Source organism: Acinetobacter sp. YH12142, from assembly GCF_013418435.1.
GTDB lineage: Bacteria > Pseudomonadota > Gammaproteobacteria > Pseudomonadales > Moraxellaceae > Acinetobacter > Acinetobacter amyesii.
Genome location: NZ_VPCB01000008.1, coordinates 112,183 through 135,525, shown reverse-complemented (window position 1 = coordinate 135,525; position 23,343 = coordinate 112,183). Strand labels below are relative to the sequence as shown.

Here is a 23,343-nt window from a genome sequence, read left to right as displayed (position 1 = left end):
AGCAGTATGAAAACAGAGCTATGAAGCTCTGTTTTTTTCTTTGCAAATCATTACATGAAATGCGTATGCAGCCCTAAAACTTCAGCCTAAATTAAAAAATAATGACCATCGTTCAGGATAAGAAAATGGATCATAAAAATAATAAATTAGCGCAAGATTTTGAATCATCACCATCAGGTCAAAAGCAAGGCTTGCAAGATCTGAACGCATCGAAGCAAATGCCCCCTGCAGATTTACATAAAGTGATTCGAATCACGGCAGGATTCATCATCGGCAGTTTGCTGATTGCAGCCTTATATCTTGGCAAAGATATTTTTATTCCATTGGCACTCGCAATTTTATTGGCTTTTTTAGTTGATCCTTTGGTGATGAAACTCCGTGGTTGGGGACTTCCGCAGATGCCATCTATATTTATTGTGGTCGGTTTGGCTTTGGCGATTTTATCCGGCGCGGCCTCTTATTTGGGTTATCAACTGGGGCAATTAAGCCAAGAATTACCGCAATATCAGGGCACGATTCAAAAGAAAATGGATTCTATTCGTCAATTTGCACGCGGCCCGAGTGTTTGGGATGGCGCAAAAACCACCATAGATACCGTTGAAAACTCGATAGATGATGTGGTGCCAGAAGAGAAAAATCCTAAAGTTCAGCAAGTTAAAGTAGTGGGGCAACAACAAACCACGGCTGAAGCGGTCATGGCTTGGAGCGAGCGGGTGCTCAATCCCTTGGCAACCGCAGGTATTGTATTTTTGTTTGTGATTCTGATTTTGGTCAATCGGAAAGATTTGCATGACCGTTTCCTCAAGCTGCTGGGCGGCAATTTAAATATCGGTACAGATGCACTAGATGAAGCGGCCAATCGTATCGGTAAATATTTACGTATGCAGCTGATGGTTAATGTGACCTATGGTATTCCGATGGCCTTGGGACTTTGGTTTATTGGGGTGCCGGCAGCAATTATGTGGGGAATGGTGGCGATAGTGATGCGCTTTGTTCCCTATGTCGGCCCAATGATTTCTGCGATTTTCCCCATTGCATTGGCTTTTGCGGTAGATCCCACATGGAATATGGTGCTATGGACAGTGGGTTTAATTTTGCTCTTGGAATTGGTCAGTAATAATATTTTTGAGCCTTGGTTATATGGGGAAAGTACCGGACTTTCAACCTTAGCCATTATTATTGCCGCCATGTTTTGGACGGCTGTGTGGGGGCCGATTGGTTTAATTTTATCGACGCCTTTAACCGCATGTTTATTGGTGCTTTCGAGCTATGTACCATCCTTAGGTTTTATTAAAACCCTGATCGGTAGTACGCCTGCATTGGCACCGCATGAGCGCTTCTATCAAAGATTAGTCGCTGATGATGTGCAAGATGCCATGGATGTTGCACAGACTTTTATTGCTGAAAAGTTACCGAAGGATGCGACGGATGAAATCAAGGCACGGCGGGTTAATGCGTTTTATGCCAAAGTCGCGATTCCAGCCATACGGATTTTTTCGAGAGGCCACAACACCGAGGCCAGTGCTGAACATCGACTACGTTTACATCAGGGATTAAAACTGTTTAATCATAGTTTTCAACGGGCATATCCAGTTGCACAGCAGGATCAGAAAGCAGCGGTGTTATGTATCGGGGCACGTTGGGAAATTGATGTTCAAGTATCGGCTATGTTGGCGCATAGCCTAAGCTTAAGCAGTATTCCGGCTCAGGCTTTTAGCGACGTATTGATACAAAATCAGCATCAAAGTATAGATGATATCCAAGAGGATATTCAGATCGTATGTATTTCGATTTTCCATACGGCACCAGAAGCTCAAATTCGCCTTTTAAGCCATGTTTTTAAGGCACAGTTTCCAGATAAAAAACTGATTTTTGCACTGTGGAGCTGTGATGAGATATCCCAATTAGATGCGATCAAAGAAAATTTCACCGTCGATGCAGTGGTCAATAATATGAATGACTTGTTATTAACCATTGAAGCTTTTCAATTGAAGCAGGGTGAATCTTGGTTGGATGAGCCTGATCCTAGCGTTGAAGCACAGCGCTTAAAAGCATTAGAAGAACTGAATGTTTTGGATGATCGGAATTTACCGATTTATGAACAATATATTGAAGAAGCCCGACAAGCCTTCGATGTGAAATATGCACAAATCTCTTGGGTCAAGCAAGACTGGGTCTATACCCCAGGTAGCCCTTTGGCTCAGGCTACCGAGCAACCGATGCAGGTGCGCCAGTCCAAGCAAGACTCGATCTGCAGCCATTTGGTGTATCAAAATGAACGCTTGATTATTGAAGACCTACAACGTGACCCACGCTTTGCGCATTTACCTGAATTGATGCATAACCGCATTCGCTTTTATGCAGGCGTTGCACTTAGAGACCGTAATGGGGTGGCCCTGGGAAGTTTCTGTGTTTTAGATCGGCAGCCGAATCAAATGACCGATGATGATATGAGTCTTTTAAAAGGCCTAGCGGCAGATTTGATGAATACGCTCAGTGATGAAAATGCGAAACGAAAAAAATGTGAAGAGATACAGCAACTGAATGATTCATCTCTATAAATTTAAATCATGTAGCAGATCCATTTAAACTGGAGTTTCAGTGAAAAGCATTCTAAGATGGCTCTAATATAATTATTCGAGCCAAAGACATGAACAAAAATAATGTCATCTGGCAACTTTTATTGGGCTACGTTGCTGCATTGGGTTGTAGTGTGAGTTTTGCTCAAATTCAAGGAAATTATTTTTCACATAAGGATTGGGAAATCGCTTGTGATAATACGGGGACTTGTCGCGTTGCAGGTTATCAGGCGGAGGGCAATCAGCCCGCTATTTCTGTATTATTACAACGTGCTGCGGGCGCTCAAGCGCAAGTCAGCGCACGAGTGAAACTCGATCCTGAAACGTTAAGTGCGGCAAATAAACCACTTCAACTTTACACTTTAGGTAAAAATCAGGGAACTGTGCAGCTTGATGCCAAAACTGCGGAAGGTCAGTTAAGTGCAGCTCAAACTCAAAAACTGATTCAAGCCTTACAAGCCAATCAACCGATTGTGTGGAAAGGCAACAACAAAACATGGTTATTGTCTGTGCAGGGCGCTAGTGCAGTTTTACTCCGTATGGATGATTTTCAAAAGCGCATAGGGACAAATTCGGCATTATTGCGTAAAGCCAATAGCAGTTCGGCCAATGTACTCAAACCTAAAAGTATTCCGAAAGTGTATATTCAAAATTATAGTAAGGGTTTACAAACGCGGTATGCCGTCAATGCTCCCACAGCCAAACAATTATTTGGATTGATAAAGAAAAAAACGACAGTGGAAGATTGTCCTCAACTCTTTGATGCAAATTTCTTAGAGGATGATCGAGTCGTGGTGTTTCCAATCAATGGAAAAAATGCCTTGGTCGAAGTGCCATGTTGGCGTGGGGCATATAACAGTGGTAATGGCTATTGGCTGATGGATCGTAACTTAAAGCAAATCAAACAACCCGTGACCTTTTCTGGAAGTGGTTTTAGCGAAGGGCAAATTTTTTTCAATCAACGTGGGCGAGGCATTGGTGACTGTCATAGTACGGGGGAGTGGTCTTGGAATGGTCAGCGTTTTATCCAAACCTATATGGCAAAAACCACACAGTGCAAAGGATTTGCTGGTGGTGCATGGGAAATTCCAACCTTAGTATATCGCGTTCAACTCGACTCTTAATTTGAAAAAGCCCTGATATTCAGGGCTTTAAATGATGCAGCGTTTTATTCTATCGGGTTTAAATAAATAACCAAGAACTTTAAAAACGTTTTGGAATTTTCTGTCCTCCGACAACTGGTGATTCAGCGATTTTCAACACACCAAATAGCCATGTTTCGGCATGATGAACAGCCGTTTTGAGCTCATCACCTAAGGCTAAACGCCCTGCAATAAAACTCGCCAATGAACAGCCCGAACCATGATATTCCCCATCCAGTCGTGGACAACGGGTTTCAGAGACTAATTCACCCTGAACATATAACGAGTTTTGGATATAGTCAGGCGTATTTTCATGCCCACCTTTTACTAATACCGCTTGAGCACCCATCGCAAAAAGTTGCGCAGTTGCTTTAGAAATATCCTCTTCACCTGTGAGCGCACGTAATTCTACGGTATTGGGTGTAAGCACCGTGGCAAGTGGAATCAGTTCTGCAAAGGCTTTGACCAAAGTTGCTTGATCGCCCAAAGAACCACCACTATTGGCAACTAAAACGGGGTCGAGAACATAATGATATTCGGGATGTTCACGTAAAAACTCAGCGAGAGCCGCGATATTTTCAGTCGTTCCTAACATTCCTGATTTTACACAGCGAATAGGGAGGTCACCGACGACAGCATATGCTTGAGCCAGCAATAACTCACGTGAGGTTGCTTCAAATGAATACACTTGTTGTGAGTTTTGAACGGTTAATGCTGTACACGCAATGGCAGCATGTGCGCCACTTTGACCAATGGCTTCAATGTCCGCTTGCAGTCCTGCACCACCTGAAGGGTCAAGACCTGAAAAGCACAGTACAGTAGGGCGCACAATGATGTCCTTATTACACAAAATTTGCGATAGTATAGGCAACTTTGAGCGAACACTCGATAGTATTTTTGCAGAAGTGAATGGATAAGGTAAAAGCTGTGATTAAGAATATATTGATCGATCTCGATGGAACATTAACAGATCCAAAAGTTGGCATTACCACTTCAGCACGCTATGGACTGGCGAAAATTGGACATCCCATTTCGGATGAGACCAATATCGATTGGATCATTGGACCACCTTTGAAAGCCTCTTTGGCCGAAATCCTCAATGTCGATGTGCATAATGTACTTGCAGATCAGGCTTTACTTGGCTATCGCGAGCGCTTTGCCGTTACCGGTTTATTTGAAAATAAAGTGTATCCTGCGGTTGCCGAAACTCTAGCAACTTTACAACAGCAAGGCTTTCACTTGTACGTCGCTACAGCAAAGCCGACGGTCTATGCCCGCCAAATTTTAGAACATTTTGATTTGGCACAATATTTTACTGTGATCTATGGCAGTGAACTGAACGGTGAGCGCACCAACAAAGGCGATTTAATTGAATACATTTTGCAGCAAGAACAGTTGGATGCAAAAGAATGTGTGATGGTGGGAGACCGTGAGTACGATATTTTAGGCGCACGCCGTAATGCAGTGCAGAGTATTGCTGTGAGCTATGGTTATGGTAGTGCAGAAGAAATTCAAACGGCTGCACCGGCACTGGTGATTGATCGTTTTAACGATTTGATTTCGAGTATTGAGCAATTGCAGCAGCAGAAAGTGTCGTAGTTGCACCTAATCAAGAGAATGATGCTGATTATTTAAAGATAATCAGCAAAATCAGAAAAATCAGCCCACAGAAAAACCATTTGAGCAAAGGTGACTCATCATTTTTGATGGTTTCTGCTTCGAGTGCGATGCCATGTTTATCGTAGACAAATACAAAATGTGCATTTGCGCTTAGAGCCATTTCTTGAATGGCTTGTAGCTCGAGTGCGCTGACTTCTTCACTTAAGCGTTCTTTTAACTGAATAAAAATAACCGGCTGTCCAAACTCATACCACTTGAAGTGGATCTGTTGTATGAGTTGGTTGAAGCACTGTTCTGCAACATGATAGTTTCGGACAAAACTTCCACGTTCTATAAAAGCCAGAGGGCAGTTTTGTTCAGCTACAATTTGATGATCACGCGTTAAAACTTGCATTTGATCATAATGAATCTGTACCCAAACTGCGTCAGGAAAAGACGCTAATTTTTCTTCTAACATTATTTTTAGGTTTCATTATTATTTTAGTGGATAGCAGTATGTCATTAAAATTTAGAGAAAAATATAGCTGAGATATAAAAAACACATCGATCTATCGAGTTTTTATCTTAAAACGTCTTTCGCAGTTTTGTCACTTTGAATTTTTACTTCCATGATTGAAATATCAAACGCTTAAGTAGGTTTTTAAAGCCATTATCCTTTTTCTAGAAAACTGTTTCTCATCTGATTTATGTAATCGATCTTGTAACTGTTTCAGGCTTTTGAAAAAATTCAGACAGAAAACAATAAAGCTGAATGCTATGTCCAAATCATTTTTATTCCCTAGTCAGTGGCTCAAACCTTTGCACCCACGTGATCCACATGAGCATCATCGTGTCGCGACCTCTTTAGAATTGCTTTTTGACTTGATCTTTGTCGTGGCGATCGCAACAGCAGGGCAGCAACTGCATCATGCCATTGTTGAAAATCATTTAGCTCAGGGTTTAACGCTGTATGGCATGGTGTTTTTTGCCTTGTGGTGGGCGTGGATGAACTTTAGTTGGTTTGCTTCGGCGTATGATAATGATGATGCGCTCTATCGAATCTTAACTTTTGTTCAGATTATTGGCTCTTTGGTCATTGCTGCAGGTATTCCAAACGCTTTACAAAAGCAGGATTTTGACGTAATTGTGATTGGTTATGCCTTTATGCGTCTGGGCTTAGTTACAGCAGTGGTTTCGCGTTGCAAAGCATGATCTGTCCCGTCGGAAAACAGCATTACGCTATGCTTTTGGCATCATACTGGTGCAAGTGGGGTGGCTGTTCTTTCATTTTTCACCGCTGCATTTCACAGTTTATCTTTTCATTTTGCTCGCAATTGCTGAACTGTCTATCCCAGTTTTTGCAGAAGCTGCAAGCCGTACACCTTGGCATGCGCATCATATTGCAGAGCGATATTCACTGCTTACCATTATCGTTTTAGGCGAATCTATTGTCGGATGCTCGATTGCGATGACTGATGCATTAACAAATCAGCGTTTAAGTACTGAACTGATTTTTCTGATGGTGGGCGGCCTGATGATGATGTTCACCATGTGGTGGTCTTATTTTGATACCAGTATTGCAGAGCGTCTAAATAGCCGAAAAATGGCATTTACTTGGGGTTATGGACATTTCTTTGTCTTTATTAGTATCGCGGCGATTGGTGCAGGTTTAGCTGCCGCAGTCGATGTAGTTTCGCATGAGGCACTGATTAGTTCTGAAAAAGAAAGCTACTTTGTAGCGATCAGCCTCGTGATTTATACAACAAGTTTATATTTACTCCATGAGTTGCATCATCAAAGCGGCTTTAGAAAACTTTTATATCCTTTAACCGTGGTGATTGTTTTGTGTATTCCGTTGTTTATCACTCCCGCAGGTTATGCAATATTTGCGATGGCAGTGGTATATGCATTGAGATTGATGTTTACAAAATGCTATTTGGCAAGATAAGTTAATGATATGATATTCATCAATAATTCGTTATATTGCTGATGAAAATAACGTCCAAGAATCATCAAATAAAGATAAAACATAGAGGATTATATGAAAGGGCAAATACTCGATTTTTCTGTTCAAAATAATACAGGCATCATCAGTGGAGATGATCAGAATCGTTATCAATTTTCTGGAAGCGATTGGAAAGGACAAACTGTTCCTGCTCGTGGACAATTTGTTGATTTTGAGACAAGTGGATTGGGTTACGCAACCGATATTTACTTAGTCGCTGTGCCGAATGCTTTAGGCACGCAATACGGTCAAAAGAGTCGTATTGTTGCTGCACTCTTAGCATTCTTCCTTGGTGGATTTGGTATACATAAATTCTATTTGGGTCGTATTGGATGGGGGATTGTGTATCTGCTATTCTGTTGGACCTTTATTCCATCCATTGTTGCTTTTATTGAATTTATTGTTTATCTATGCACTTCAGATGAAGATTTTGCGCGTAAATATGGCTAAAGTTTCTTGTTAAAAGATAAGGCGCATTGTGCGCCTTATTTTATTGTTGCAGATCTCTAGCGGGTTGACCCCATTGGTTGTTCTCGGCTTTGGTGTCTGTAGCCCACCATATAATCAGTGGAATGATCCCGATGATTGTGAGCATTAAAAGTTGCCACCAACCTGAACGTCCCGTGTCATGTAGTCGACGTGCGCCAACAGCTAAGCTAGGAATAAGTAAAACGATATTGGTAATATTTTCTAGCCAAGGTTCACTGCCAATAACGAAATCGCAAACAGAGGCGAGTATAGTGACCAATATACAAAATAGCCAAAAGAACCAGAACTCTTTACGTCGAGCACGTCCTTCAAATTCAGCAAACTTTTTCAGTGGTTTGAATGACCACGCGAAAAAGTCATAGTTTTCCTCTTCTTCACTGTAGTTTGTTCGCGTATTCGTGGAAAAACTTTGTTGGCGTAATGCAATGTAGACTTGAATCGCTTGCCCACTTTCATCCAAAGCAAAATCAACCTGTTCTCCACGTGTAGGTGGTCTTTGACCTCGCCATTCATGACCAGCAAATTGATAGTGTTTTCCATCTTCAGCACTAATCACCCCAGTATTAGTTTGAATCGAAAAATCTAGTATTTGTCCTTTCATATTTTTCCTGAGTTGATGTGCTGTTGATAGGGCGGCTACATAAATAGTAGCCACGATTTTTTATTTATTTTGCAGGTTGTCCCCATTGGTTTACTTCAGGTTTGGTTTCCGTTGCAAGCCAAATTAGAACCAGAATTGGTCCAACGAGCGGAATCATTTGTATTAACCAATACCAACCAGATTTATTAATATCATGCAAACGGCGTACTGCAACAGAAAGGGACGGAATAACCATTGCTAAGATGAAAATACCTGTGAATATTCCTCTGGTTCTAAGCACTGAATCGACAATCAGAGTAATAATCATTGCGATAAGATAGACCAAAACAAAAAACCAATATTCTTTACGGCGTGCACGTCCAGTAAAGTTGGCATAATTTTTTAGACATTTGACAAACCAATCAATCATGTTGAATTTTGATTCAGCTTGGTCTTGGTTTGAAATTTTATCGAGGTGCTGTGAAATTTGTTGAATAGGATTACTGCTGCCAAGTGCATTGAATACTTGAACCGCTTGACCTTCGGGACTGATATCGAAATCTACATGATCGCCACGTTTAGGTGAGTTTTGGCCACGCCATTCTGCACCTGTAAACTCATAACGGTTTTGATCATCTCCACTGATGATGCCTGAATTGGTTTGTACTGAATAATCTAATATCTGACCTTTCATTCTGTCCTCTTTTATTATGTGATTTTTATTAATTGATGTATTTTTATACCGTTTTATATTAGCAGAATATGAATTAAATTAAATGCATAGATTTGCTTGGGTGAATGAAATTCTTCATAAAAAAAGCGGAACACTTGGTTCCGCTTTTGATATTTCGCTGAAAAATTTATTACCAGCTTAACGCACCACCAGTTTGGTAATCCGTTACGCGAGTTTCAAAGAAGTTCTTCTCTTTACGTAAGTCCATCATTTCTGACATCCACTGGAATGGGTTATTCACACCAGCAAATTGTTCAGGTAAACCTAATTGGCTTAAACGACGGTTACAGATGAACTTCAAGTATTCTTCCATCATGCCTGCATTCATACCCAATACACCGCGTGGCATAGTGTCACGAGCATATTCGATTTCAAGCATTGTACCTTCAAGAATCATTTGAATGATTTCTTCTTGGAACTCAGCAGTCCATAGGTGAGGGTTCTCGATCTTGATTTGGTTGATCATGTCGATACCAAAGTTCAAGTGCATGGATTCATCACGTAAGATGTATTGGAATTGTTCAGCAACACCATTCATCTTGTTACGACGTCCCATAGACAAGATTTGGCTGAAACCACAGTAGAAGAAGATACCTTCAAGGACGCAGTAGAACGCGATCAAGTTGCGAAGCAAGATTTGGTCGTTTTCAGGTGTACCTGTTTTGAAAGTAGGATCACTTAAAGATTGTGTATATTTTAGGCCCCAAGCCGCTTTACGAGCCACTGAAGGAATTTCACGGTACATGTTGAAGACTTCGCCTTCGTCCATGCCTAAAGATTCGATACAGTATTGGTAAGCGTGCGTGTGAATCGCTTCTTCAAATGATTGACGTAAGATGTACTGACGGCATTCAGGGTTGGTAATGTGACGGTAGATTGCAAGAACCAAGTTGTTTGCAACCAATGAATCCGCAGTCGAGAAGAAACCTAAAGAACGCATAACAATGGTACGCTCATCTTCGGTTAAGCCATTTTCAGACTTCCAAAGTGCGATGTCATGGTTCATGTTCACTTCTTGCGGCATCCAGTGGTTTGCACAACCGTCTAGATATTTTTGCCAAGCCCATTCGTATTTGAACGGTACAAGTTGGTTTAAGTCAGCGCGGCAGTTGATCATCGCTTTATCGTCAACTTGAACACGCTGAGCACCCATTTCTAGCTCTTCTAAGCCAGGTGCAACGTCTAGATTTTCTAGAGCGTTAGATGCTCTTGCCAACGGATCGGTTGGATCTGTTGGTCGATTTGTACTGGTTCGAGCGGGTTGTGCAGCTGCCAAATTCGGCGATGAGTGCTGTGCATTAGATACCACTTGCGAATCAGTCGTTTTTTGCGGTTCGACGGGCGCAGGCTGGTGAGCTTGTGCAGCTTGTTTCGGTTCATCATCTTCGAAATCGTCCCAACTTAGGATAGACATGGGATTCTCCTCACTTTATTTAAAAAGCAATGAACCCCACTGAAATAGAGAAGAGATTATAAACCTCTCTCTATTTCAAAACCATTTATTGTGAACAATAAATGGTCGGGGTATTTACTCCTTTAAAATGTTTAATAAATTTTGGTCAATTGGGAAAACCGCAAAACGGTCATCTTGATCAACGCAATGCCTAAAATCATTTATGATTTCATCAGAAGATTTAGTTGTATTTAGCAACCAAATCGACTGTTGTAATCGAGTGTGTTCATATTGTCCAAGAGTTTGGTAAATTCTTGAATAATTTGAACTTGGTTTGTTTTTAAGATCGTAGCTTAAGCACCATTGGCTCATAAAAATCTCCTGTAACTTTGTTAATGATTAACTGTAGTTTGATACTCATTTTTAAAACTTCTAAAAACATAGGTTTAGTTTAAAAGTGATAATTAACAGTTGACTCAAAGCCCAAAGTGAACGAAGATTTCGTTACTTTCTTAGACGAAAGCTTTCAGTCAACCGTATTCTCGGTTATCTGAGATTTATGGAGGGGATACGCCAATATCCCCAACATTTTCCCCAAATCCTTTCTAAATCTCCAATTACTTTTTATCTTTCATAATCTTTGATCTAGGTTTGATTGTGTATTTCTACATTATCAAAAGAAGTAATTCTGTCTATAAAACTACTTATTTTGATTACGCGATTTATATGCCTTGAACCAGAAATAGGCGATCGGGACATAAAAAGTCAAAATAAAGGAAACCACCAAAGCAATAAGCCCTAACTGATAGTTATGCGTCATATGTGGCATGGAGTTTTCCTTTAAGATCTGTGATTTTGGCAAAAATCTATGGGTTGAACAAAAGCCTCTAATGCAGAGGCTAATGTTCTAGCATATTTTTATCCTTTGATTGCTACTACAATTAGTAGTAGTAAAATCATGAATATTATTAGCTCACCCATAGAAACTTTTTGCATTATTGACAAGCCTCACAATCAGGATTATCAATTGAACATGCTTGTGGCACTGGCGCTGCATTTGCAAAACCGTCTTCCTCTGCAGGAACTTCTGGTTTTGCTTCAGGTGCTGCGACCGCGGCAACAGGAGCTGCTACAGTTGCAGGTTTAACTGCATTTAACGCACCTGTGTTAATGGTTGATTTCTCAGCAGAAGTCGCACCCAATGCACGTAGGTAGTAAGTGGTTTTTAGACCACGTAACCATGCCATTTTATACGTCATGTCGAGTTTCTTACCGTTTGCACCAGAGATGTAAAGGTTAAGAGACTGAGCTTGGTCGATCCATTTTTGACGACGTGATGCAGCATCAACAATCCAACGTGGCTCAACTTCGAACGCAGTCGCGAAGATTGCTTTAAGCTCTTCAGGAATACGTGCAATTTTTTGAACCGAACCTTCGAAGTGTTTCAGGTCGTTCACCATTACAGAATCCCAAAGACCGCGATCTTTTAACGCACGTACTAGGTACGGGTTGATCACTGTGAATTCACCAGAAAGGTTAGATTTCACATACAAGTTTTGGAAAGTTGGTTCGATTGATTGAGACACGCCACAAATGTTCGAAATGGTTGCAGTCGGTGCAATTGCCATCACGTTTGAGTTGCGCATACCGTCTTTTTGAACTTTAGTACGTAAACTATCCCAGTCCAAACGTGTTGTACGGTCAACTTCGAACATACGGTCAGGACGTGCTTTTTGTACGATATCTAAAGAGTCAATTGGCAAGATACCTTGATCCCAAAGTGAACCTTTAAATGTCTCGTAAGTACCACGTTCAAGTGCCAAGTCGCTAGACGTTTGGATTGCGTAGTAAGAAATCACTTCCATAGATTCGTCAGCGAACTCAACCGCAGCATCAGAACCATAAGCCAATTTCATTTCGTATAAAGCATCTTGGAAGCCCATGATACCCATACCCACTGGACGGTGTTTCAAGTTCGAGTTACGAGCTTGTGGAACAGCGTAGTAGTTGATGTCAATTACGTTATCGAGCATTCGAACAGCAGTTTTAACTGTACGAGCAAGTTTTTCACGATCTAACACACCGCCTTGAACGTGTTGTACAAGGTTGATTGAACCTAAGTTACATACTGCGATTTCATCTTCGTTAGTGTTCAGCGTAATTTCTGTACACAAGTTAGAAGAGTGAACTACACCAACGTGTTGTTGTGGTGAACGTAAGTTACATACGTCTTTGAATGTGATCCAAGGGTGACCAGTTTCAAACAACATAGACAACATTTTGCGCCATAAGTCTTTCGCACGGACTTTCTTATGTAGCATGTTGGTTTCTTTCGCAATGCCTTCGTAGTAAGCATAGCGTTCAGCAAATTCTGCACCTGTTAGGTCATGCAAATCAGGTGTTTCAGATGGTGTGAACAGAGTCCATTCAGCATCTTCGAATACACGTTGCATAAACAAATCAGGAACCCAGTTTGCTGTGTTCATGTCATGGGTACGACGACGGTCATCACCTGTGTTCTTACGAAGCTCTAGGAATTCTTCGATGTCCAAGTGCCAAGTTTCAAGGTATGCACATACTGCACCTTTACGTTTACCACCTTGGTTAACTGCAACAGCAGTATCGTTGGCAACTTTAAGGAACGGTACAACACCTTGTGACTTACCATTTGTACCTTTGATGTACGAGTTAAGCGCACGAACTGGCGTCCAGTCATTACCTAAACCACCCGCCCATTTAGACAACATTGCGTTATCACGCATTGCGCCATAAATGTTGTAAAGGTCATCTGAAATCGTTGTTAAGTAACAGCTAGATAACTGTGGACGTAAAGTACCAGAGTTAAATAGAGTAGGCGTAGATGCCATGTAATCGAAGCTAGACAATAAGTTATAGAATTCGATTGCACGTTCTTCACGGTTTGCTTCGTTCAATGAAAGACCCATTGAAACACGCATGAAGAATAATTGTGGTAATTCGAAACGTACACCATCTGAGTGGATGAAGTAACGGTCAAATAAGGTTTGTAGACCTAAATAAGTAAATTGGTTTGAGCGTTCTGGTTGAATCGCAGCAGCCAATTTTGCAAGGTCAAAGTTAAGTAGTTCTGGAGAAAGAAGATCAAGCTCGATACCTTTCTTCAAGAAAGTTTCTAAAGCGTCGCCTTCATTCGTGTCAGTATCTAAACCTAAGAACTCTAACCCTGTAGCAACAAGGTCGTTACGTAATAAACGCGCAGTCACATATGTATAGTTTGGTTCTTGTTCGATACGTGTACGAGTAGCCATCATCATGGTCGTTGAGATGTCTGACTCTTTTACGCCGTTATAAAGGTTTTTTACAGTCTCATCGATAATCGCTCGAACATCGATGCCTTCTAAACCTTCAGCTGCTTTGACAATATTTGCCTCAAGTGCGCCAAGATCAAGCGGTTTAAGCTGACCGTTTGAACTTGTCACTTGTAAAGTAGGGTGGTGGTGAGCACCAGTTTGTTTACGAGCTTCGGCACGTTGTTCGCGGTAAATCACGTAAGAGCGAGCAACTTTTTGCTCACCTGTACGCATAAGCGCAAGTTCAACCTGATCCTGAATTTCTTCAATATGAATGGTACCGCCAGAAGGTAAGCGACGGTTAAAGGTATTCAATACCATCTCAGTTAATTGAGAGATACGGTCATGAATACGGCTGGAGTCAGCGCTTTGCTGGCCTTCAACGGCCAAGAACGCTTTACCAATCGCCACAGAGATTTTTTCTGCATCAAAAGGTGCAACGTCACCGGTGCGTTTAATCACCTGAATTTGACCAGGGGTTGAATTCGTTACGCTCATGCTAGCATAGCTCCATTTGTCATCTATTTTTATGTTAGGACCGTTTGAACTGGGCAATTTTTATGCCACAGTGTTTGAGGTTTAAACACAAGACCTAGTGGTTTAAAAATTTATTGAACACAAGATACGGGAAAATTCAGGGTATATCAATATTGACATTTTACTAAATGCTTTGAACTTTTCTGGCAGAAATCCATCTCAAAAAATCCCTATTTTTTATCTTTGTTATATATGCCTTATCCGACAAGGGCATAGCATAGCAAAGTCGAAAAAGAGTGCTTATAGATAACATTGTGGATAACTTCAGAAAGCCTAAAAAGTTGTGAATTAATCAGTCAGTTTTTATTCGATGAAAATGTATCCAAATTTATAATTGTTGGTATTGTGAGCAATAGGGCATGGAAATGATTGGTAAATACGGCTGCAAAAATGTAGCAGGTTAAAATTTATTACAAAATACGATATTGATGTATCAGTTTGGTGAATGCCATCTTGTTTACAATGTAAACGTGTGTATATTGCAAACTATGTTTAAGCGTATCTATCGGATTTCAAATAGGATACGCCCAATCAAATAAGGGGCAATCAATGAGCCAAGAAGAAAAGTTACCTAAAATTTTAATTGTTGAAGACGATGAGCGTCTTGCTCGTTTAACTCAAGAATACTTAATCCGTAACGGACTTGAAGTTGGGGTAGAACCAGACGGTAATCGTGCGATTCGCCGTATTATCGCTGAACAACCAGATATGGTATTACTCGACGTGATGCTTCCGGGTGCAGATGGTTTAACCATTTGTCGTGAAGTTCGTCCACACTACCATCAACCAATTTTAATGTTGACTGCACGTACCGAAGACATGGACCAAGTGTTGGGTCTAGAAATGGGTGCAGATGACTATGTTGCAAAACCTGTTCAACCTCGCGTTTTACTTGCGCGTATTCGTGCATTATTACGTCGTACAGACAAAGCACCAGAAGATGAGGTTGCACAGCGCATCGAATTTGATGATCTTGTAATTGATAATGGTGGTCGTTCTGTCACACTCAATAATGAGTTGGTTGACTTTACCAGTGCAGAATATGACCTTTTATGGTTGTTGGCATCTAATGCAGGTCGCATTCTTTCTCGTGAAGATATTTTTGAGCGTCTGCGTGGTATTGAATACGATGGTCAAGATCGTTCAATTGACGTGCGTATCTCGCGAATTCGTCCAAAAATTGGCGATGATCCAGAAAACCCGAAACGCATTAAGACCGTACGTAGTAAAGGTTATTTATTCGTAAAAGAAACCAACGGCATTTAATGTAAAATACCGTCCCTTAGTTTGGCAAAGTAGGACACTTTTACGTGTTTAAACACAGTATATTTTTGCGCGTTTATGCGGGGCTACTGATTTTAGTCTTTTTAGTCGCTACATTTGGCTATTTGCTGGTGCAAATCATTAACTACCAGCGCGCGCAAGAATATCGTGAATCGCTTACTGACGGTTTGGCTTTCATTATAAGTGAAGGTATTGCACGTCAGCCAAATGAACAACAAAAGTCAGATTGGGTGTCAGATGCATCTGATCTACTTGAGTTGCCTATTTATTATGTAAAAGCTAATCAGGTTGATTTAACCCGAGCGGAAACAAAACGTATAGAAGAGCGTAAAGCTGTAGTGCGTTGGGATGCACAAACTACGGCAGCCTATATTATTATTGGCTTAAAAGATGACCCTGCGCATCTGCTGTATATCAAAGCCGATAATATTTCAGAACGCCAAATGAAGGCGTTGCCTGTCTTTATACTGGATTATTTGGTTTATTACCCAGGTCAAGAAAAACAATATCTTGAAAAAATTCAGCATCATTTTTCATATCCAATTTCAATTCAAAATGTTCAGAGTTTACCTTTAGATTCTGAGCAAATCGGCCGATTACGCTTAGATCACAGCATTATTTTGTATCGTGACAGTGCGACGGAGCGCGGCACGACCATTTCGATTGTATCGCCAATTCCAAGTTCAACTTCAGAAGTCTTGGTCATGGGGCCGGTACCATTATTTAATTGGATGCCTTTCCAGTTGGCAGCCGGTATTACGCTACTAAGCTTATTTGTCTTGAGCTTGGGTGTTTATGGTCTATTGGTGCCGATGCAACGTAAGTTACGTGCTGTAAATTATGCGTTAAATAAAATGAAGGGCGGGGACTTATCTGTACGTCTGCCTGTCGAAAGTACCGATGAATTTGGTACCTTGGCATCGAGCTATAACTCAATGTCAGATCATATTGAACGTTTAATTGAAGCACAGCGTGAGTTGATGCGCGCGGTATCGCATGAACTGCGAACACCTGTGGCGCGGATTCGCTTTGGTGTAGAAATGATGGCGGATGAAGACGACTACGACTACCGTCAGCAGCAAGTTGAACAAATCGACAAAGATATCGAAGCTCTCAATACCTTGATTGATGAGATCATGACTTATGCCAAGCTCGAACAGGGCATGCCATCTTTAGAGTTTGAAGATGTCAGCTTGTTTGAAGTTTTAGATCAGGTCTTGATTGAAACCGAAGCCTTAAAGACTGGGAAAACTTTGGAATTGCAAGCACCACCGATTGGGGTGATTGTGGAAACCGAGCGTCGCTATTTACATCGCGTTGTACAAAACTTAGTGGGCAATGCAGTGCGTTATTGTGATGATAAAGTGCTGATCAGTGGTGGTGTGAATGATGAAGGTATGGCTTATATCTGTGTTGAAGATGATGGTCCCGGCATTCCAGAAGAAGATCGTAAGCGTATTTTTGATGCCTTTGCACGTTTAGATGATAGTCGTACCCGTGCTTCAGGGGGCTATGGTTTAGGTTTATCGATTGTTAGCCGTATTGCTTATTGGTTTGGTGGAACAGTTGGTATTGATGGAAGTCCAACATTGGGTGGGGCGCGTTTTACCATGACATGGCCTGCGACACGTTTTAAGAAAAATAAGCCGAAGCTAGATGGTAAAGAGCTTAGTGCCAATGAAAGCTAAACAGCCTAAGAAATCTAACTCAGCTGTATTTAGCGAGTGGTACATATAAAAAGCCATTCAATTTGAATGGCTTTTTTACATCAGGTTTTTATTTATTCGGTAATCGTTGCATCAGGTTCAATAATGGGTTTGCCATTTTTCAGAGCAGCAAGGGCATCTGCATTGAAATCGATGAGTAAAGAGTTGTTTTTAGCATCGATAGAATAATTGCTAATGAGTTTTTGGTCGCCGTTTAGGGTCTCAATTTTATATTCATCTACAATATTCATAATCCCGCTAAGGTTGGTGGTTGCAGAAGCTAAATCTTGACGTAATAACTCATAGATATCACGTAAATCAAAAATGGCATTTTGAGCATCAGGATGCTTATCTAAGTAGTTTTTAATATGGTGAATCACCAATTGCGCAGATAGAAAATAATCAGGTTTATGCGTAAATTCTAAAGTCATTATTGTCTCTCCGTTGTGATTGCTTTTTGTATTTTAACTACAAATATCACACTCTTTATAGGTCGTGTCAAAGAATTGCAAAAAAGCCACAAGAAGCTAAAAAAAGGTCTTTTTACATAGACTCAATACGGTTCAGTTTTCAGTTGAAGAAAAGACCAAAATCAGAAGAAGTGAATAAAGAAACAACAAAGTTGAGGTGGGGGAGTATTTATTTAATAAATGACGCAGTTGATAAAAATACGGCAATTTGAATGTGTATGCTGAGAAATGAAGGGTTTGTTGATGAAACTGAACAGTCATAATTTTCTGATAAAATCACATAAATGTAATAATTAATAAAAAAATGCAATCTAATCTAATTAAGCGATTAATCCTAATTTTAAGGGAGTAAACCCAATTTAAATGCTGAAATGATTAAAAAATCATCCTAAAGACGAATACCGATAAGCTAGCAAGAAGCCTCCTCAATCAGGTACAATTGGCGGGATTAATTTTGTGTTTGGTGTATTTGAAGGCCAATACATACATTCTTTGTTAATAAATAGGCCTGCCAGGAGTTATCCCCGCATGAGTGCCATTACTCCATACGATTGGGCAATTATTGCCTTCGTGATCGGCGTTACATTCCTTTGCGTCTTTATGCTGACCGTCCCTTTACTCCTTGGGGGTAAATCATGGGGTCGTGCTAAGCAAGAGCAGTTTGAGTCAGGTGTAGTAGGTGCTGGTGGTGCACGTATTCGCTTGTCTGCGAAATTCTATTTAGTTGCAATTTTCTTCGTCGTGTTTGATATCGAAGCACTTTATCTTTATGCATGGTCTACTTCTGTTCGTGAAGCAGGCTGGTTTGGTTTTACAACCGTGGTTATTTTTGTGGTCGATTTATTGATTGCTTTAATTTACGCGGTAAAAGTAGGTGCATTAGATTGGGCGCCTTCTGATAAGCGTAAAGCTGCAGGTAAAGCGTTGAAAATTGGTTCACCAAATATGGACATCGCAGAAATCACACGCTTTAACTCTATTGAAGAGTTGGTTATGGACCCTACAGGTCAAATTCCAGCGCAATCATCTGGTCGTGTGAAATCTAAGTCACCGACTGCATCATCTGACAAGGAGTAAGACGGGATGAAATATACATTAACCCGTGCGAATCCGGATGCTGATCAATATCCACTTCAAGAGCGTCAAATCGTTACCGATCCGCTTGAAGAAGAAGTGAATAAAAATGTGTTCATGACTCGTTTAGAGGATGTTGCACATACAGCAGTAAACTGGGGTCGTAAAAACTCAGTTTGGCCGTTCAACTTTGGTACATCTTGCTGCTACGTAGAGTATGCAACGACTTTAACAGGCGTGCATGACTTGTCACGTTTCGGTGCCGAGGTTATTCGTGCTTCACCACGTCAGGCTGACTTGATGATTGTTGCAGGTACATGCTTCATGAAAATGGCGCCTGTAATTCAACGTTTGTACGAGCAAATGCTTGAGCCTAAATGGGTAATCTCAATGGGCGCATGTGCAAACTCTGGTGGTATGTACGACATTTATTCAGTTGTACAAGGTGTGGATAAAATCATCCCTGTCGATGTGTATATCCCGGGTTGCCCACCACGTCCTGAAGCTTTAATTCAGGCATTGATGTTATTGCAAGACCAGATTCAACTTGAGCGCCGTCCTTTATCGGCCGTGATTGGTGATGATCTTAAGCCAGTGTATAAGCCAAAGATGATGCCAGAACGTGACCGTAAGAACGCACAGCGTATTGCAGTGAAAAACTTACGCTCAATGGATGAAATTAAATAATCACTGCGACGAAATATTGATACACCCGGACTGGGTGTAATTGTCGTTTTGATTGACTGAATTTGTATTAAATAGGAAGCCAAGCCAATGGCTGAAACTGACATTGCTATGCCAGAATCAACTCCAGTTGATTCCCGCCCTGCATTTGCAATTGTAGAAGAGCTCAAAACCAAATTTGGTGAGAACTTCTACGTGCAAACGACTTTTGAAGACTTTCCAACAGTCTGGGTTGAGCGCGCACGTGTACAAGAAGTTTTAATGTTCTTGCGTACGGTGTCACGTCCATACGTGATGCTGTTTGACTTGTCTGCGGTTGATGAGCGTTTACGTACACACCGCGATGGTCTGCCTGCATCTGACTTCACTGTGTTCTATCACTTGTTATCGTTAGAGCGTAACAGTGATATTCGTATCAAGGTTGCATTAGCTGAGAATGATGTAAACATTCCAACGGCAACGAATATTTGGCCTAATGCCAACTGGTACGAACGTGAAGCTTACGACATGTTCGGTATCAACTTCGAAGGGCATCCAATGCTCCGTCGTATCTTGTTGCCAACATATTGGGAAGGTCACCCGTTACGTAAAGAATATTCTGCGCGTGCGACTGAATACACGCCTTATCGCCAAAACCAAGCGAAACAGGATTACGAACAAGAACATCTTCGTTTCGTACCTGAAGATTGGGGTATGAAGCGTGGGAACGATGATGAAGACTTCATGTTCCTAAACTTGGGTCCTAACCATCCATCTGCGCACGGTGCCTTCCGTGTAATCTTGCAATTGGACGGTGAAGAAGTGAAAGACTGTGTTCCTGACATCGGCTATCACCACCGTGGAGTGGAAAAAATGGCTGAGCGTCAAACATGGCACTCATTCATTCCATATACAGACCGTGTTGACTACTTAGGTGGTTGTGCGCAAAACATGCCTTACGTTCTTGGCGTAGAGCAAATGGCAGGGATTACCGTTCCTGATCGTGCACAATGTATCCGTGTCATGATGTCTGAATTGTTCCGTATCAATAACCACTTATTGTTCATTGGTACTGCGATTCAGGATGCCGGCGGTATGACCCCAGTATTCTATATGTTCGCTGACCGTCAAAAAATCTATGACGCGATCGAAGCGATCACGGGTTACCGTATGCACCCAGCATGGTTCCGTATCGGTGGTACAGCGCACGACTTGCCAAACAACTGGCAGCACCTCATTCGCGAAATCCTAGATTGGATGCCGAAGCGTATGAACGAGTACTACACTGCGGCACTGAAAAACTCAGTGTTTATCGGTCGTACCCGTAATGTTGCTCAGTATGATGCAAAATCAGCATTGGCTTGGGGTGTAACAGGTACAGGTCTACGTGCTACAGGTATTGATTTCGACGTTCGTAAATACCGTCCTTATAGCGGCTACGAAAACTACGACTTCGATGTGCCTTTAGAGTACGAAGGCGATGCTTATGCACGTGTTCTTGTTCACTTCCGTGAAATTGAAGAATCACTGAAAATCATCAAACAATGTTTAGACAACATGCCTTCTGGTGCATACAAAGCAGACCATCCATTGGCTGTTCCACCACCAAAAGATAAAACTTTACAAGACATCGAAACATTGATTACGCACTTCTTGAGCGTGTCATGGGGTCCTGTAATGCCAGCAGGCGAAAGCTCTGTAATGGCGGAAGTGGTAAAAGGTGCGTCGAACTACTACTTGACTTCAGACAAGTCAACGATGAGTTACCGTACACGTATCCGTACACCAACCTTCACGCACTTACAGCAAATGCCTTCTGTGATTAACGGCAGCTTAATGTCTGACTTAATCATTTATTTAGCGACAATTGACGTCGTAATGGCTGACGTGGATCGCTAAGGGGTAATCGCATTATGATGATTTTGACTGACAAAAAACCACGTGTGAACGTTGAAGGGATTTTAACTGCGGAAGAAATCCACGATATCGAACATCACATTGGTCACTATCCGTACCCACGCGCAGCATGTCTTGATGCGCTGAAGTGTGTACAACGCCGTAATGGCTGGGTAGATGATGCACAGATGAATGCTATTGCTCAATTGCTTAGCATGAGCCTTGCAGACTTAGAAGGTGTTGCTACTTTCTATAACCGTATTTACCGTCAACCAGTTGGTCGCCACGTAATTTTATTATGTGACTCGATTGCTTGTTTCTTGATGGGTGCGGAAACACTTGCTGAAGCATTCCAGCGTGAATTAGGCATTTCATTTGGTCAAACGACTGCAGATGGTCGCTTTACTTTATTGCCAATTTGCTGCCTAGGTAACTGTGACAAAGGTCCGACGTTAATGATTGACGAAGACACTCACGGTTTAGTTGAAGTGACTTCAATTAAACAGTTATTGGAGAAGTATGTATGAATACTGAACCAAAACCAATTTATGGCGACGGTAACCCAGAAACTCACCCATTAACTTGGCGTTTGAGCAAACAGGAACACGTTCGCAGTGCAGATGATTACGAAGCACTTGAAGGTTATGCCGGCTTTAAGAAAGCTGTTGGCATGCAACCGAAAGAAGTGCTTGAAGTGATCAAAGCTGCGACTGTAAAAGGTCGTGGTGGTGCGGGCTTCCCAGCAGGGATCAAATGGTCGCTTATGGCACCAAATGATAACTCAGGTCCTCGTTACCTCATCTGTAATGCCGATGAAATGGAACCAGGTACCTTTAAAGACCGTCTGTTGATGGAAAAACTTCCTCATCAGTTGATTGAAGGTATGTTGATTGCTGCTTATACATTAGAAGCAACACAAGGTTATATCTTCATCCGTGGTGAATATATCGAAGCGGCTCAATACTTAAATGAAGCATTGGACCAAATTCGTGCCAAAGGTTACTTAGGCGAAAACATCCTAGGTACTGGTTGGAACTTTGAGTTACACGTGCATACCGGTGCGGGTCGTTATATCTGTGGTGAAGAAACTGCATTGATTAACTCGCTTGAAGGTCGCCGTGCGAACCCTCGTACTAAACCGCCATTCCCACAAGTTGCAGGTGCTTGGGGTCGTCCTACGATTGTTAACAACGTAGAGACTTACAACAACTTACCCGCAATTATGCTTCGTGGTCCTGAATGGTATATCGGTTTATCTGAAGGTAAGTCGAAAGATCCAGGTACTAAAATCTACGGTGCATCAGGTAAGGTAACTTTCCCAGGTCTTTGGGAACTTCCATTTGGTACAACTGCGCGTGAAGTGATTGAAGATCATGCTGGTGGTATGCGTGATGGTTTAAAACTCAAAGCATGGTTACCGGGTGGTGCTTCTACAGACTTCCTTGCTGCTGAACACATTGACCTTCCTATGGATGCTGAAAGCATCATGAAAGCAGGTTCACGTTTAGGTACGTGTTTGCTCATGGTGGTTGATGAAACTCAGTGTATGGTTTCTGCGACACGTAACTTAGAAGAATTCTTTGCGCGTGAATCTTGCGGTTGGTGTACACCATGCCGTGATGGCTTACCTTGGGCGGTTAAAGCGCTTAAAGCCTTGGAAGATGGCACAGGTAAGAAAGAAGATATCGATCACTTACAAGAACTTACTCGTAAGCTTTGGATTGGTAAAACTTTCTGTGCGCATGCTCCAGGTGCGATGGAACCGTTAATGGGCGCACTCAAACATTTCCGTGGCGAATTTGAAGCTAAAGTCGTAAATGCGGCAGCTCAAACTAGCAACGTTGAACAAGCTTAAGGAATTCGA

The 23,343-nt window shown here is 41.6% G+C and carries 19 protein-coding genes and 1 pseudogene; 12 read left to right on the top strand and 8 right to left on the bottom strand.

Going from position 1 to position 23,343, the window contains the following annotated elements:
• Positions 1 to 125 precede the first annotated feature (125 nt).
• Both FTU77_RS08610 and FTU77_RS08605 read left to right on the top strand, forming a co-directional pair.
• Positions 126 to 2,561 (top strand): AI-2E family transporter, encoded by a 2,436-nt coding sequence (locus FTU77_RS08610; RefSeq protein ID WP_257223605.1) that lies wholly within the window; start codon positions 126 to 128, stop codon positions 2,559 to 2,561.
• Between the two features lie 89 nt (positions 2,562 to 2,650).
• Positions 2,651 to 3,703 carry a DUF1176 domain-containing protein gene (locus FTU77_RS08605; RefSeq protein WP_180055545.1) on the top strand — a complete coding sequence of 351 codons (1,053 nt, stop codon included), beginning with the start codon at positions 2,651 to 2,653 and terminating at the stop codon, positions 3,701 to 3,703.
• Between the two features lie 79 nt (positions 3,704 to 3,782).
• On the opposite strand, the gene FTU77_RS08600 is transcribed toward FTU77_RS08605, so the two are convergent.
• Positions 3,783 to 4,550, bottom strand: coding sequence for a hydroxymethylpyrimidine/phosphomethylpyrimidine kinase (locus FTU77_RS08600; protein ID WP_180055544.1), 768 nt, complete (start codon positions 4,548 to 4,550; stop codon positions 3,783 to 3,785).
• Positions 4,551 to 4,648: 98 nt separating this feature from the next.
• On the opposite strand from FTU77_RS08600, the gene FTU77_RS08595 reads away from it, so the two are divergent.
• Complete coding sequence (locus tag FTU77_RS08595; protein ID WP_180055601.1) at positions 4,649 to 5,320, top strand: HAD-IA family hydrolase; 672 nt, start codon at positions 4,649 to 4,651, stop codon at positions 5,318 to 5,320.
• Between the two features lie 28 nt (positions 5,321 to 5,348).
• On the opposite strand, the gene FTU77_RS08590 is transcribed toward FTU77_RS08595, so the two are convergent.
• On the bottom strand, positions 5,349 to 5,798 hold the full coding sequence (locus FTU77_RS08590; protein ID WP_168378559.1) for a hypothetical protein: 450 nt from the start codon (positions 5,796 to 5,798) through the stop codon (positions 5,349 to 5,351).
• Between the two features lie 299 nt (positions 5,799 to 6,097).
• On the opposite strand from FTU77_RS08590, the pseudogene FTU77_RS08585 reads away from it, so the two are divergent.
• Positions 6,098 to 7,268 (top strand): annotated as a pseudogene (locus FTU77_RS08585) (low temperature requirement protein A).
• Positions 7,269 to 7,361: 93 nt separating this feature from the next.
• Complete coding sequence (locus FTU77_RS15880; protein ID WP_218947267.1) at positions 7,362 to 7,775, top strand: TM2 domain-containing protein; 414 nt, start codon at positions 7,362 to 7,364, stop codon at positions 7,773 to 7,775.
• 40 nt (positions 7,776 to 7,815) lie between these two features.
• Here the strand turns inward: FTU77_RS15880 and FTU77_RS08575 are convergent, their stop codons facing one another.
• The 5 genes from FTU77_RS08575 to FTU77_RS08555 all read right to left on the bottom strand — a co-directional run bounded on the left by FTU77_RS08575 (position 7,816) and on the right by FTU77_RS08555 (position 14,347).
• Positions 7,816 to 8,415, bottom strand: coding sequence for a DUF805 domain-containing protein (locus FTU77_RS08575; RefSeq protein ID WP_078192310.1), 600 nt, complete (start codon positions 8,413 to 8,415; stop codon positions 7,816 to 7,818).
• A 64-nt stretch (positions 8,416 to 8,479) separates the two neighbouring features.
• Positions 8,480 to 9,088 carry a DUF805 domain-containing protein gene (locus FTU77_RS08570; RefSeq protein ID WP_180004739.1) on the bottom strand — a complete coding sequence of 203 codons (609 nt, stop codon included), beginning with the start codon at positions 9,086 to 9,088 and terminating at the stop codon, positions 8,480 to 8,482.
• A gap of 169 nt (positions 9,089 to 9,257) precedes the next feature.
• Positions 9,258 to 10,541 (bottom strand): ribonucleotide-diphosphate reductase subunit beta, encoded by a 1,284-nt coding sequence (locus tag FTU77_RS08565; protein WP_078191110.1) that lies wholly within the window; start codon positions 10,539 to 10,541, stop codon positions 9,258 to 9,260.
• Positions 10,542 to 10,655: 114 nt separating this feature from the next.
• Positions 10,656 to 10,892, bottom strand: coding sequence for a CRISPR-associated protein Cas2 (locus tag FTU77_RS08560; protein WP_180055543.1), 237 nt, complete (start codon positions 10,890 to 10,892; stop codon positions 10,656 to 10,658).
• Positions 10,893 to 11,515: 623 nt separating this feature from the next.
• The gene (locus FTU77_RS08555) at positions 11,516 to 14,347 is read right to left on the bottom strand and encodes a ribonucleoside-diphosphate reductase subunit alpha (RefSeq protein ID WP_180055542.1); all 2,832 of its coding nucleotides are present in this window, start codon (positions 14,345 to 14,347) and stop codon (positions 11,516 to 11,518) included.
• Positions 14,348 to 14,935: 588 nt separating this feature from the next.
• Between FTU77_RS08555 and bfmR the strand changes: the two genes are divergently transcribed.
• Both bfmR and bfmS read left to right on the top strand, forming a co-directional pair.
• Positions 14,936 to 15,652 (top strand): response regulator transcription factor BfmR, encoded by a 717-nt coding sequence (bfmR, locus tag FTU77_RS08550; protein WP_067764711.1) that lies wholly within the window; start codon positions 14,936 to 14,938, stop codon positions 15,650 to 15,652.
• Between the two features lie 44 nt (positions 15,653 to 15,696).
• Complete coding sequence (bfmS, locus tag FTU77_RS08545) at positions 15,697 to 17,358, top strand: sensor histidine kinase BfmS (RefSeq protein ID WP_180039654.1); 1,662 nt, start codon at positions 15,697 to 15,699, stop codon at positions 17,356 to 17,358.
• Positions 17,359 to 17,450: 92 nt separating this feature from the next.
• Here bfmS and FTU77_RS08540 read toward each other — a convergent pair whose 3' ends face one another.
• A complete protein-coding gene (locus FTU77_RS08540) occupies positions 17,451 to 17,807 on the bottom strand; it encodes a hypothetical protein (RefSeq protein ID WP_180009319.1) in 357 nt (118 codons plus the stop codon).
• Between the two features lie 567 nt (positions 17,808 to 18,374).
• On the opposite strand from FTU77_RS08540, the gene ndhC reads away from it, so the two are divergent.
• From ndhC to nuoF, 5 genes are all read left to right on the top strand, one after another.
• Entirely contained in the window at positions 18,375 to 18,923 is a 549-nt protein-coding gene (gene ndhC, locus FTU77_RS08535; RefSeq protein ID WP_078191106.1) for an NADH-quinone oxidoreductase subunit A, read from the top strand.
• Between the two features lie 6 nt (positions 18,924 to 18,929).
• Positions 18,930 to 19,607, top strand: a complete 678-nt coding sequence (locus FTU77_RS08530; protein ID WP_078191105.1) for an NADH-quinone oxidoreductase subunit B family protein — start codon at positions 18,930 to 18,932, stop codon at positions 19,605 to 19,607.
• Positions 19,608 to 19,694: 87 nt separating this feature from the next.
• On the top strand, positions 19,695 to 21,482 hold the full coding sequence (gene nuoC / locus FTU77_RS08525) for an NADH-quinone oxidoreductase subunit C/D (RefSeq protein WP_078191104.1): 1,788 nt from the start codon (positions 19,695 to 19,697) through the stop codon (positions 21,480 to 21,482).
• 14 nt (positions 21,483 to 21,496) lie between these two features.
• Complete coding sequence (gene nuoE / locus FTU77_RS08520) at positions 21,497 to 22,006, top strand: NADH-quinone oxidoreductase subunit NuoE (RefSeq protein ID WP_078191103.1); 510 nt, start codon at positions 21,497 to 21,499, stop codon at positions 22,004 to 22,006.
• Positions 22,003 to 23,334, top strand: coding sequence for an NADH-quinone oxidoreductase subunit NuoF (nuoF, locus tag FTU77_RS08515; protein ID WP_168378564.1), 1,332 nt, complete (start codon positions 22,003 to 22,005; stop codon positions 23,332 to 23,334). Before nuoE ends, nuoF begins: the two co-directional genes overlap by 4 nt.
• Positions 23,335 to 23,343 lie beyond the last annotated feature (9 nt).